The following is a 12,897-nucleotide window of genomic DNA, read 5'->3' as shown; positions in this document are numbered from 1 at the left end:
AATGGTCTTCTCCGGGCCTTTCCCCGCTTGCCAATGCGGCTCGTCATCGGCTCGAGAGGTTGCTTGCGCCCGCCGGGTCTGATTCTCTACCCGCCCGTGATTGACGCCTTCCGACTCGGAGGCGGCCGCGTGGCGGGCCGGGGTCGCCGAATTCCTTTCGGCCGTCTATTATTGGTGTGGCGTCAATCGTGCGGTGCCAAGCGACGTTGTCGCAACCGCGATAAGTTGCGAAGGTTATTCCGTGGGCGGTTAGCTCAGCGGTAGAGCATCGGCCTTACAAGCCGGGGGTCGCAGGTTCGAAACCTGCACCGCCCACCACGACAGCAGACGTACTGCAATCGAGCACGCAAAACACCCTGTCACCGAAGAAACGGTTGAGGGCACGGTGGCGAGAGTTGGCCTGCATGCTTGCGCTATCGTGCTAGTAACCATCTGCGCCACCAGGTGTGCAGCATCCGTTGGCGGCTTGCTCAGCATTTATAACTGCGCGCAGGATAATCCTCATAGGATCTTTACCTCGGGGTTTGCCTTCCTACCTGGGCGTTTCGCCCGGACATGAAGTATGAAAAGATGCCGTCGATGATTTTTGGGGCTGAGATTGGGGAAAAATTACGGATTGCGCGGGCGCTATGTAAGTGGCCGAAGTTCTCACTGACCTCGTTCCGGATGGTGGACGCGCTGCGCCGACAGAATATACACCCACAAACGGTAATCGACGTCGGCGCCAACGCGGGCCAGTTCGCGGTCGCCGCCGTCAAGCTGCTCGCGCCCTCCAAGCTCTACGCCTTCGAGCCAATCCCACAAGTCTGGGAGCAGCTCAAACGCAATACCGCCTCGCTGCCCCAGGTCGAAGCACATTCCCTGGCGCTGGGCGAAGCTGCCGGAGAGCGCCAGTTCCATCTCAATGCGCACAGCCATTCAAGCTCTCTACTGCCGCTGGGCCAGGGCCATCGCGAGGCCTTCCCGAACGCCCGTGAAGTCGGGTCTATCCTGATCAAAGTATCCACCCTCGACCAATTCTTCGGCTCTCTGGAACTCCCGCCGCCAGTCCTGCTCAAGCTCGATGTCCAGGGTTATGAAGCCAAGGTGATCGCGGGTGCCAGCGCGATGCTGGCGCGGGTGCGATGGGTGATCGCCGAAACCTCGTTGCGCCCCCTGTACGACGGCGAGCCCCTCTTCCTCGATCTGGTCGAGATAATGGCGCAGACCGGTTTCAAGTTTTTACGCCCCGTGGGATGGCTGACCGAACCGCGCAGCAGTGAGATTCTTCAACTGGATGCGCTCTTCGAGCGCGCGCGCTGAAGGCGCCACGGCCACCTCAACCAGGTTGGGGCGGGCCTCACCGTGCCCGCTATCGCTGGCGCGGGCAGGGGCCCGCCCGCGCCACTAACGTAGCTGAACTCGCTGGGGGCGAGATCGGCACGCTACTTAAAACAGCACTGGATAAAGGCTTTTTCCTCAATCTTTTTCCCCTCTGACCAAGGAGAGAGAGGAAGCGAGCGCTGCGGAAGCACTTAACTCTGAGCGTTTGACAAAAAGCGAATAAAAAACGAAAATAGCGGGATGGCAGCGCCGCTCGCCCAGTCTTCGAATATCTCAAGTATCGCTGGAGTTTTTCGGGGGCGCGAAATAACTCGCAAACAGCGGCGCCTGAGTGCGGTAATCGGCCCTATCGACCGCTGGCTTCAGGGCGGCATCCCCCGCGGCCGGATCAGCGAATTTACCGGTGGTCCAAGCTCGGGCAAAAGCTCCCTGGGGGCCAGCTTCATTATCGCCGCCAGCCGCGCGGGCGAGACTGTAGCGATAGTCGATCTGCCCAACGCCTTCGATCCTGCCTCGATTATCGCGGGGGGCGGCGATGCACGCCGGATTCTGTGGGTTAATCCTCCAATGTACGCTCAGGAAGGCCCGTGTTTTCCGTCAATCTTAAAGAATTGCTTGAAGGCTACCGAGCTGCTGCTTGCGGCCGGCGGTTTCGGCTTGATCGTACTCGATTTGGAACCCTGCCGGACACCATTGGCACCCAGCGTGGGGCTGCGGTTGGCGCGGCTGGCCGAACGCGCCGGCAGCGCGCTGATTATTCTGGCCCGCCGTCCCCTATGCGGTACTTTCGCCGCCCTCAGCCTGGAATTGCGCTGTACGCAGCCCCTCTTCAATCGCGACCATATAAGGGGACAGCTATTGTGGCCGCGAGCTGGAACTATCAATGCTACCGCTCGCCCCGCCCTGTTTAATGGGATCGAGGTAGCGGGACTAATCAGCCGCAATAAGCTGGGTCCCTGTGCGCGCGTCGCCCGATGGCATTGCTTGACCGCACCGATAGAACCGTCAGCTTGGCGCGGGAATGGTTTAGCGCGCCCGCTGGCCCGTCGAGCCTGAGGGTGTCCGTGCCATGCCCTCGGGCCGACGAATCGCCTGTCTGCTGATCAAAGACCTGCCATTGGCAGCCTATCGCCGGGCCGCCCCGGAGCTGCGAGAGGCAGCCTTCGCGATCAGCTTGGGGGCGGGGATGCGAGCGCCGCTGGGATTTGTTGCGCCGGCGGCAGCGCGCCTAGGAATTGTCACCGGCATGACCGTGGCGCAAGGGCGCGCGGTACTCCCTGATCTGATAGTGGTCCCGCGTGCACCCGCCCTGGAGCAGGCCGCCGCGGCCGCCCTGCTTGATGTCGCCGCCTCTTTTTCACCTCTGATAGAAGTAGCGGAGCCGGGCAAGCTCTTCCTGGATTTGGCCGGCCTCAATGCGCTTTACGGCCCCGATCAGCTCCTGGCGCTCGAATTAGTCCGCCGTGCGCGTGCGGTAGGAATTGCGCCGGCGGTGGGAATCGCGGCCAGCAAAAGCGTGGCCGCGCTGGCCGCCGCATGCGGCCCGATCCGAGTTATCGATCCTGGCCGGGAAGCGGAGTTCCTCAACTGGCTGCCGCTGGAGCTGGTAACCAACCCCGAGCTGGAAGCGCGGCTGGAGCGGCTGGGAATCCGCCGCCTGGGCGATCTGGCGCGGCTGGACGCCGCGGAGCTGGGCGGCAGGATGGGCCCCGAGGCGCTGTCGTTGCTCCATCTGCTGCGCGGCGATCGTAACGGCGCCGTCCTGGTCTGCACGCCGGCGGCCGAAGAATTCATCGAGGGAATGGATCTGGAGTACGGGCTGGAGAGCCTGGGGCCGCTGAGCTTTATTCTGCGCGCGCTCTTGGAGCGGCTGAGTGCACGGCTGAGGATACGCGGCCTGAGCGTGGGTGCCTTGAATTTGTCGCTGGCCCTGACCGACCATCGCCACGACGAGCGCCACATCGCGCTGGCCGCGCCCACCCATGAAGTGCGCCCTTTGCTGGCATTGCTCCTGCTGGAGTTGGAAAAACAGCCGCCCCTCGCCGGAGTCGAGAAAATCACCTTGAGCGCGCAGCCCAGCCTGCCGCGCCCGGCTCAAAGCGATCTTTTTCTACCCCCCACGCCCGCGCCGGAGCGGTTGCAAACCACGCTGGCACGCTTGGTGACGTTGTGCGGTCCGGATCGGGTAGGCACTCTGCTCCCTGCCAACTCCTATCGCCCCGAGGCTTTGGAACGTCATCCTTTCGCACCCCCTCCGCCCAGGCCACAACCCAGCGCGCCGGCGGCCGAGTTCAATTGCATGGTAATTCGCGCGCTGCGACCGGCTCATGCAGTCGAGGTGCTATGCGCACGCGGGCTGCCCGAATTCGTGCGCGGCGAGGGGATAAGCGCGCGCGTGGTCGCGATGGCGGGACCGTGGCGGCGGCAAGGTGAATGGTGGGATCGGCCGGCAACTGGCGGTTTTGCCCGCGATTACTACGAGATGGCTCTGAGTGACGGCGCGATTTATCGCCTCTACCACGATCTCGCCACCAGCCGCTGGTTCATGGATGGAATCTACGACTGAAGATCTTCGATGACGTTCCAATATGTCGAATTGCGTGCGCGCAGCGCCTTCAGCTTCCTGGAGGGCGCCACGCTGCCCGAAGATCTGATTGAGCGCGCGGCGACCCTGGGATACCACACCCTGGCCCTGGGCGATCGCGACGGGCTTTACGGCGCGCCACGCTTTTATCACGCCGCACGCGCCGCCGGGATCAAGCCTTTGGTAGGTGCCGAAATCAGTCTCGATGATCAAAGCCGGCTCTATCTATTGGCCGCCCATCGCGCCGGCTACCAGAACCTGTGCCGGCTCATCACTGCCGCCAAGCTGCGCCCGCTGAACGACGATCCCAGCGCGCCGATCTATCCGGCCAAGGGGAAGGGGCGCGTACGGCTGGAGGATCTGGAACGCTTCGGCGCAGGTTTGGTCTGCCTGGCTGGAGGCGCGCGCAGTCCGATTAGCGGCCTGCTCCTGCAAGGTCAGGATCCGCGCCCGTTGTGCGCGCGCCTGAGCGCCGCCTTCGGCCGTGGCAATCTCTACCTCGACCTGCAACGCCATCTCGACCCCGACCAGGAGCGGCTCAACCGCCGCCTGCTCGCCCTGGCCCAGGCGGTCGCGCTGCCCATCGTCGCAACCAACGACGTCTGCCATGGCGGACGGGAGCGGGCGCTACTCGACGTCCTGAGCTGTATCCGGATGAAGACCACGCTGGACGGCGCCGGGCGCGCGCTATGGGTCAACCACGAGCGCCATCTAAAGGCACCGACCGAGATGGCGGCGCTGTTCGCCGATCTGCCCCAGGCGATAAGCGCGACCCACGAACTGGCCGCGCGGCTGGAGTTCACGTTGGCCGATCTCGGCTATCGCTTTCCCGATTATCCGCTACCACCTGACCAAACCCCCGACAGCTATCTGCGATTGCTGACTTACGCGGGAGCGCGTCAGCGTTGGAGTGAAATCGGTCCGCGCGTGCACCAGCAACTGGAGCATGAACTGGCGCTGATCGCCAAACTCAAGCTGGCCGGCTATTTCCTCATCGTGTGGGATATCGTCCAGTTCTGTCGCGAGCACAATATTCTGGTCCAGGGGCGCGGCTCGGCCGCCAACAGCGCGGTTTGCTATGCCCTGGGAATTACCGCGGTGGACGCGGTTGGGATGGAACTGCTCTTCGAGCGTTTTCTTTCCGAAGAGCGGGGTGAATGGCCCGACATCGATCTCGATCTACCCAGCGGCGAGCAGCGCGAGCGGGTGATTCAATATCTCTACCGCCGCTATGGCGCGCGCGGCGCCGCGATGACCGCCAACGTGATCACCTATCGCACTCGCAGCGCGGTGCGCGAGGTGGGCAAAGTCCTGGGGCTGACACCGGATCAGGTCGATCGGATCGCCAAGTTGGCGCGCGCCTACGAATTTCGCGATGACCGCGACGAGCTGGCGGCGATGCTGGCGGCCGGCGGGGTGGATCTTGCCGCCCCGCGCATCGGGATGCTGGTGGAGTTGGTGGCCGCGATGCAGAATCTGCCGCGCCATCTGGGCCAGCACAGCGGCGGAATGGTTATCGCCGCCAGCTCGCTAGATGAGATCGTGCCGCTGGAGCCGGCTTCGATGGCCGGGCGGGTGGTAATCCAATGGGACAAGGAGGATTGCGCCGACCTGGGAATTATCAAGGTCGATCTGTTGGGACTGGGGATGCTGGCAGTGCTGGAGCAGGCTATTCCGCTAATCCGCCAGCACGAGGGCCTTACGGTCGATCTGGCCCGTCTGCCGCTTGACGATCCCGCCACCTACCAAATGCTGCGGGCAGCCGACACGGTGGGTGTCTTCCAGGTCGAGAGCCGGGCTCAGATGGCGACCTTGCCGCGGATGCAGCCGCGCAGTTTTTACGATCTGGTAGTCGAAGTCGCGATCATTCGCCCCGGCCCGATCGTCGGCAAAATGGTCAACCCCTACTTGCAGCGGCGCGCCGGCCGCGCCCCGGTCAGCTATCCCCATCCCTCGCTGGAGCCGATCTTGCGCCGCACCCTGGGCGTGCCGCTGTTCCAGGAGCAGTTGCTGCGAATGGCGATGACGGCGGCGGGCTTCAGCGGCGGCGCAGCCGAAGAATTGCGCCGCGCGATGGGCTTCAAGCGCTCGCACGCGCGGATGGAATCCTTGCAGGCACGGCTGCGCGAGGGGATGGCGCGCAATGGAATTTACGGCGAGGCGGCGGACCAAATCATCGCCAGCGTCAGCTCCTTCGCGCTCTATGGCTTTCCCGAATCGCACGCCGCCAGCTTCGCGCTTATCGCCTACGCCTCGGCCTATCTCAAGTGCCATCATCCGGTAGCATTTTATGCTGCTTTGTTAAACTGCTATCCAATGGGCTTCTACCATCCGGCCACCATCGTCAAGGACGCTCAGCGCCACGGCCTGGAAGTCCACCCGGCCGACGTCAATCGCTCGCGCTGGGAATGCACGATTGAACCTGCCGGCCGCCATCTGGCCCTGCGCCTGGGCCTCAAATATATCGCCGGTCTGCGCGCCCAGGTCGGCGACCGGATCGTAGCGGGCGCGCCCTTCGCCTCGCTAGCCGATTTGGCCCGCCGCGCCGCCCCCAATTCCCGCGAACTGGACACTTTGGCCTATGCCGGCGCCTTGGCGACGCTGGGACTGGAGCGGCGCCAAGCGCTTTGGCAGGCCGCCGCCCTACCCCGCGATCCCAGCGGCCTGTTCGCCGGTCGCCAACCGCCGCCCGCGCGAAGCCACCTGCCACCGCTGTCGGCGCTGGAGCAGACCCGCGCCGATTATGCTTCAACCGGCCTCACCACCGGCCCGCACTTGATGACCCATCTGCGTTCAAAGCTGGCCGCGCGCGGCGTCCTGCGCGCCAGCGATCTTGCTTCGGCCGCGCCGGGCGCATTGGTCAAGGTCGCAGGGCTGGTGATCGTGCGTCAGCGGCCAGGCACCGCCAAGGGTTTTCTTTTTCTCACCCTGGAGGATGAAAGTGGAATCGCCAACGTGATCGTGACACCCGACCTTTTCCAGGAATATCGCCCACTGCTCCATCGTGCACCGATCCTGCTGATCCAGGGTGTGGTACAGCGCCAGGACGGGGTCAGCGCGCTGCGCGGGCGGCGCTTCGCCGAACTGAAATTGCCGGCCAACCTGCCCGCCACCCACCATTTTCGCTGATCCGCGTACGTGATTCTTCGCTGACGAACGCGCTCGTCGACGCGCTCATTGGACAAGTAGCTGAAAAATCAAAACGGGTAATTGATACCCGAAAAGACCGCAATACCATCCTGCCCGTACCCCATATCAACATAGCCAACGACGTAGGGCAAAACGACGGCACGAAAGCCCAGCCCGCCCGCCGGATGCATCTGCGAGAACGGATTGGACGTTACGTAATGATAGACCCGTCCGATGTCCATAAAGGGGGCGAGCTCGACAATTCCATTGGTGCCGAATAGTTCGGCGCTAAAGGTTCGGATGCGCACCTCCAGATTCATTAGAAACATGTCGTTGTCGATAAAGCGGCCCGGGCCCGAACCGCGCCAGGTCTGTTCATCACTGATCGGAATCCCCAGCAAACTGCTTTCTCCCGGAGCATCGCCACCCATCCAGCTCATCGCCCAAAACGGCGCCGCGTCACCGCTGGGCATGTAGCGGGCATAGATCTGGCCTGCCAGTATCACCCGGTTATTCAAGGCCAGGTAGCGCCTGAGGTCGGCGGTAAAGATGGAGTATGAGGAAGAACTCATAAAGCTGCGATCGACCAACCCGCCGAACAACGCCACCAGGCCGCCCGTGGTGGGCACGTTGAGTGAATTGCGGGTGTCGTAGGTCAGAAGTAGCTGATTGAGCATCTCGCTTCCTCCATTTACGCCCCTGGCCTCGGGAAAAAGGTCATCGATATAGGGCAGCGAGGGCAGCGCACCATGGTAGATCCGAACTCTGCGCGGCCACTCCCGCAGTGCAAGTTGGAGATGGCGAGTGAGGTTCACGCCGAACATGGCGTCGGCATACATCTGCTGCAGACTGTAGTTGCTCTGCTTGCGGTAGGACGAATGGTTGCCCAGCCCGAAGAAACGAAAGGTGGGATCCTGCTGGAAGCGCAAATGGACCTCCAGCGTCCACCATCGATTGCGCTGCAGTCCGGTTGCCCAATCCACTTCAGTCGAGCCCTCCACCTGCTGTGCGCCGCCTGCGAGCGCAAACCACTGAGTATCGGCCGAGGGATAGGCCAGGTAGCGGAGATTGCCACCCACGCCCATGATCGTGTTGTAGCTGAGGTCGGGCGCGATGATGCTGGTAATTTGTTGGTTGGCTCCGATCTTGAGAATTACCGGCATCAAGCCCAGCGTGGTACCGGCAAACGGATCAGTGGCGACCTCGGGCACCGGGATGAACGGCCAGGAATTGGGATTGGTCAGCGAAAACACAGCTGCGCGTCCCGTCCCTTCCATACACACTCCCATCAGTGTTAGAACGCAGACGAGCTGCTTGAGCAGCCTATTCCGCCTAACCGCTCTGCTCGGCGATAGAGCTTGCACAACGGACTCTGCGGCAAATTTGCCAGCGGTGATTTAGCGTTTGTCGCGTCAGCGCCGTGTACGGCTTAGATCCTACCGCGAAACAGATGCAAAAGAGCCCCAGAAAAGGAGGCGCCAAACTTGGGAAATCAGCCCCAACTGCAATAGGTCTTTTATGTGAATTCTACAATTGGACTAATACGCATTTCCGTAAAAGACTAACTGGAATTTAGTCTGATGCTAGGAACTAACCACGATCTGTCCGCCAGAAGGCCATCACTGCTCGGACTACCGATTGAATCGTCGACGAACCGGCGCAACAAGTCAAAAACTGTCCATAGAGGCTCGGCATAGGTCGTGACCGCGCTCCCAGCGCGGACACAAGCGGCCCCGCTCAGCGCTCGCTCCAGAGCTGCAAAAACAATCTCTGCAGCCTGCCCCCCTCTCTTATCGCTCCCCGATCGAAAAAGGATGAAGGAAAGAGGCCATTGTGCTGGTTTTCAGAACAGCCTCAACCGCCATCAAACCAGGGTTTTCCGCACCCTGGCAAGCGAATCATCCGCCCGCAGCGCTGGCGCGGTCAGCCTTCGTTTGCAAGCTTCGGGATAACGATTATTTCTTGGACAACTGACCCGCAGCCTCGAGCGCCCGCAGGTCCTCCTCCCAAGCCCAGGTCTCGAAGCCGCCCAGTTCGTGCTTCTGATTGAACTCGATAGCCGAGATTCCCTGACCGCTCACCCCGCTAGCATCCTGCTCGGCGAAATACAGCGCCAATGGGACCACGGAATCGGGCCGCAATCGGCGCGGCAGCGCTCCGCCAGCGGCGCGGCGAATCTGCACCTGCTCGTCGGAGCCCGTGCTGCGCGTCGCGCTGGGCATCAGCACGTTGACCGCGATGTTATAAGGTCGCAGCTCATTGGCCAGGTACATCGACATCTGGTAAAGCGCCGCCTTCGCCATCGGATAGGGTCCCTCGCGGGTGTTGCCATCGGGATTGATAGGCCGACTGGTGCCGACGTTGATGATGCTGCCCGAGCGCTTTTCCATCATCGGCTGAGCGAAGTTCTTGATTACGCGCAGGCTGCCGAAGACATGAGTGTCGAACATCTTTTGCCACTCACCGACTTCGGTTTCCATGATGGTTATCTGGCCGCCACGGTCGGGATAGAGATCGCGCGCGCGCAAACCAGCGTTGTTGATGATAACGTCGATGGTGCCAAAGCGTGCCATCGCGGCCTTGAACACCCGCTTGATATGCCAATCGATGGTGATGTCCATCGATTCCGCCATCACATCGGGGTGGTCCTTGATTTCCGCAAAAAAATTCACGTCGTCGCCGGTCAAACCGCTGGGCACCCAGGACAAATCAGTGGCGATGACCTTGGCCCCTTGCTTAACAAACGCGCGCACATATTCGCGTCCCATCCCGCGCGCGGCGCCGGTAATTAGTACCACCTTATCCTTGAGCGGCATATGCACTCCTCTTGTGATTGGCGAATGTTCTTTTGTAGCCCCTCAAGCGGTGCGCTGCAACGGCACTAACGTGCTGAGGTCAGCGCCATCTGCAGCAACCGCACACTAGCCGCGCGATCTCCATCTCTTACTTGGCACCAATGGCGCGCTTGCCTCGGCGGTAGAAGCGGGAGCATCGTGTTTGCGAAACCTTTAGTGGAGCGCGAGCATGGAGCGAGCAATCCTGGGCAAAACCGCTCTTGAAGTATCTCGGCTGGGTTTTGGTTGCGGCGCGGTAGGCGGTCTGATGGTACGGGGAGAAGCCCGCGCTCAAATTCGCGCAATTGAACGAGCTTTGGAGCTGGGCGTCACTTACTTCGACACCGCGCCACTCTACGGCAACGGCGAGTCGGAGAAGAATCTGGGCCGCGCGCTGGCCACCCTCAAGGCCGAGGTGCTGGTGGGAACCAAGGTGCGGCTGCGAGGAGTCGACTTAGCGCGCATCCCACAGGCGATTACAGCGTCATTGGAGGCAAGCCTCAAGCGGCTGGGGCGCGAGCAGGTGGATCTGCTGCAGCTGCACAACGCAATCGGGGAGGCGGAACTGAGCGTCGAGCAGGTGCTGGGGGAAGTACTGCCGGCGATGGAACGGCTGCGGACCCAAGGAAAGACCCGTTTTTGCGGAATTACGGCGACGGGCGAGAGCGCGGCGCTGCACCAAGTGATCGACAGCGGCGCTATCGATACCGCTCAGGTCGTCTTCAACCTGCTAAACCCCAGCGCCGGACGCGAGATGAAAGTCGCCGCGCCAGCCCGCAACTACCGCAACCTTCTGGCTCATGCCAGCCGAGCCGGGGTCGGCACGATCAATATCCGAGTACTGGCCGGCGGCGCGCTGGCCGGGACCACCCAGCGCCATCCGCTAGGCTCGCCCTCGGTCGAACCGATTGGCACCGGCGCCGACTACCGCGCTGACGTCGAGCAGGCCGCACGCTTGATGTCATTGGTGGAGGAAGGGCTTACCGACAGCCTCATTGAGGCCTCGCTGCGCCTGGCGGTAGCACAGCGCGAGATCGCCACCATCTTGGTAGGTTACTCCACGCTGGAGCAGCTCGAATACGCTGCCGCCTGCGTGGCCAAGGGCCCGCTACCCCCAGCTGCATTGGAGCGCTTGGCCGCGCTGTCGGGCTGGACGCAAGCCTAGCCGCGCGATTTGCACAACCGCAGCTTGCCGCGCGCCCTTTTCACGGCCAACGTCGGCTGCTAGTTAAGCTTAAGCTTGCGTACCGCGGTCAAGTCCGCCGACGCGCCGGGAAGGACAGGCCTTGAGCTTTTCTCGGTTCGAGGCCCAAGTAATTGCCAATTTTAAAGATGGAACCTATGCGCCGGATAACTCTGCTCGTTGGACTCACGCTTTGCGTTACTTTTTTCGGGGCATTACACGCCTACGGCGCCTTCGTAGCCCATCAGGGCATGGTCGCCGCCGAGCACCCACTGGCTGCACAGGCCGGGCTTAAGATTTTGGAGGCAGGTGGCAATGCGATCGACGCGGCCTGCGCCACCGCGTTGGCGGTTGGGGTAACCAATCCTTCCTCATGCGGAATCGGCGGCGGCGGTTTCATGCTCATCTACTTGGCGCGGACCGGCAAGGTTTACGCGCTGGATTATCGCGAACGGGCACCGTTGGCCGAAAAACAATCGCTGTACATGCGCGACGGCCATCCCGACGAGCAATTGCTGCGACGCGGCCCGCTGGCGGTGGGTACTCCGGGCGAGGTCGCGGGTTTGGCCAGCGCGCTCAGGCGCTTTGGGACAATGAAGTTCCAACAGGTCGCCGCCCCTGCAGTAGCACTGGCGCGCGACGGTTTTCCCTGCGCCCCTCATCTGGCGGCCGAAATCGCCCGCACCGCACCAGCGCTGGCGCAAGAGCCGGGCCTCAAGGCTGTCTTTCTCCATCCCGATGGATCGCCGCGCAAGGTGGGCGACCCCATCGTCGAGCGCGAACTGGCCGCCACCCTCTTGGCGCTGGGCAACGACCCCGAGCGGGAGTTCTATCGCGGCTCAATCGCGCGCCAGATTGTCGCCTACCTGCATAGCAAGGGCGGGCCCACCACGATGACCGACATGCGCGACTACCGGGCGATATGGCGAATCCCGGTGATGCGCCCCTATCATGGCTACGACGTTTATTCGATGCCGCCAGAGAGCTCGGGCGGCGGCGAGCTACTCGAAGCGCTGGAAATCCTGGCCCCGGGCGACGCTGCGGGGTTGGGATTGAACTCACCCGCTTATCTGGCTCGGCTGATTGAAACGATGCGCCAGATTTTCCTGGATCGCGCCTCTTACTATGGCGATCCCGCCTTCGTACACGTCCCGCTCGATTACCTGCTCTCGCCCCAGCATATCGACGCGATTCGAAAGCAAGCCTTCAGTCATCACGGGGTGCAGCTCCCGCCGATCCCGCGCGACCACGGCACCTCCCATCTGTGCGTAGTAGATCGCGAGGGCAACGTGGTCTCGCTCACCACCACCATCAATACCGCGTTCGGCTCTAAGCTGATGGTGCCCAAGATCGGCATCGTGCTGAACAACGAGATGGATGATTTCTCGGTCGCGCCAGGCGTGGCCAATATCTACGGTCTACTGAGCAAGGGGCCCAATTCCATCCAGCCGGGCAAGCGGCCGGTTTCCAGTATGTCGCCAACGATCGTAACTAAGGCGGGTAAACCGGTCCTGACCCTGGGCGGCTCTGGCGGTCCAACTATCGTCACCGCCAACTTGCAAGTGCTGCTCGACATACTGGATTTCCATCTCGATCCCGAGCAGGCGCTGGCCACCCCTCGGATCCACGAGCAGGCCAATCCGCCCACGGTAGTAGTCGAGCAGGCCATCCCGGTCGCGACCCAGAATGCCTTGCGCCAGATGGGCTACAAGCTGCGCGTAGTGCATCAAATCGGCTCGGTGACCGCGATCCAGATCACGCCAGGCGGGCTGATGGGCGCCTCCGATCCGCGCAAGGGCGGCGCGGCGGCCGGCTATTAGAAAAAGCCTCTAGGCTCATCCCCT

Annotated in this window: 8 protein-coding genes and 1 tRNA gene; 7 read left to right on the top strand and 2 right to left on the bottom strand. The window is 62.4% G+C overall.

The annotated features are described in order from the left end of the window. Positions 1-243: 243 nt before the first annotated feature. The 5 genes from VKV28_00375 to VKV28_00355 all read left to right on the top strand — a co-directional run bounded on the left by VKV28_00375 (position 244) and on the right by VKV28_00355 (position 7,036). Positions 244-318, top strand: a tRNA-Val gene (locus VKV28_00375). Positions 319-579: 261 nt separating this feature from the next. Continuing rightward, positions 580-1,302, top strand: a complete 723-nt coding sequence (locus VKV28_00370; protein ID HLH75233.1) for an FkbM family methyltransferase — start codon at positions 580-582, stop codon at positions 1,300-1,302. Positions 1,303-1,563: 261 nt separating this feature from the next. Then, positions 1,564-2,379, top strand: a complete 816-nt coding sequence (locus VKV28_00365) for an ATPase domain-containing protein (GenBank protein ID HLH75232.1) — start codon at positions 1,564-1,566, stop codon at positions 2,377-2,379. Between the two features lie 13 nt (positions 2,380-2,392). Further along, positions 2,393-3,889, top strand: a complete 1,497-nt coding sequence (locus VKV28_00360; protein HLH75231.1) for a DNA polymerase Y family protein — start codon at positions 2,393-2,395, stop codon at positions 3,887-3,889. A 9-nt stretch (positions 3,890-3,898) separates the two neighbouring features. Next, a complete protein-coding gene (locus VKV28_00355) occupies positions 3,899-7,036 on the top strand; it encodes an error-prone DNA polymerase (protein HLH75230.1) in 3,138 nt (1,045 codons plus the stop codon). 68 nt (positions 7,037-7,104) lie between these two features. Here the strand turns inward: VKV28_00355 and VKV28_00350 are convergent, their stop codons facing one another. Continuing rightward, entirely contained in the window at positions 7,105-8,313 is a 1,209-nt protein-coding gene (locus VKV28_00350; protein ID HLH75229.1) for a BamA/TamA family outer membrane protein, read from the bottom strand. Positions 8,314-8,991: 678 nt separating this feature from the next. Continuing rightward, positions 8,992-9,852, bottom strand: coding sequence for an SDR family oxidoreductase (locus tag VKV28_00345; protein ID HLH75228.1), 861 nt, complete (start codon positions 9,850-9,852; stop codon positions 8,992-8,994). A 208-nt stretch (positions 9,853-10,060) separates the two neighbouring features. Between VKV28_00345 and VKV28_00340 the strand changes: the two genes are divergently transcribed. Next, positions 10,061-11,035, top strand: a complete 975-nt coding sequence (locus VKV28_00340) for an aldo/keto reductase (GenBank protein ID HLH75227.1) — start codon at positions 10,061-10,063, stop codon at positions 11,033-11,035. A 176-nt stretch (positions 11,036-11,211) separates the two neighbouring features. Beyond that, positions 11,212-12,873 carry a gamma-glutamyltransferase gene (ggt, locus tag VKV28_00335; protein ID HLH75226.1) on the top strand — a complete coding sequence of 554 codons (1,662 nt, stop codon included), beginning with the start codon at positions 11,212-11,214 and terminating at the stop codon, positions 12,871-12,873. Positions 12,874-12,897: the final 24 nt, after the last annotated feature.

It is taken from the genome of Candidatus Binataceae bacterium (assembly GCA_035294265.1).
Taxonomy (GTDB): Bacteria; Desulfobacterota; Binatia; order Binatales; family Binataceae; genus DATGLK01.
This window is presented reverse-complemented; position numbering and strand designations above follow the sequence as displayed.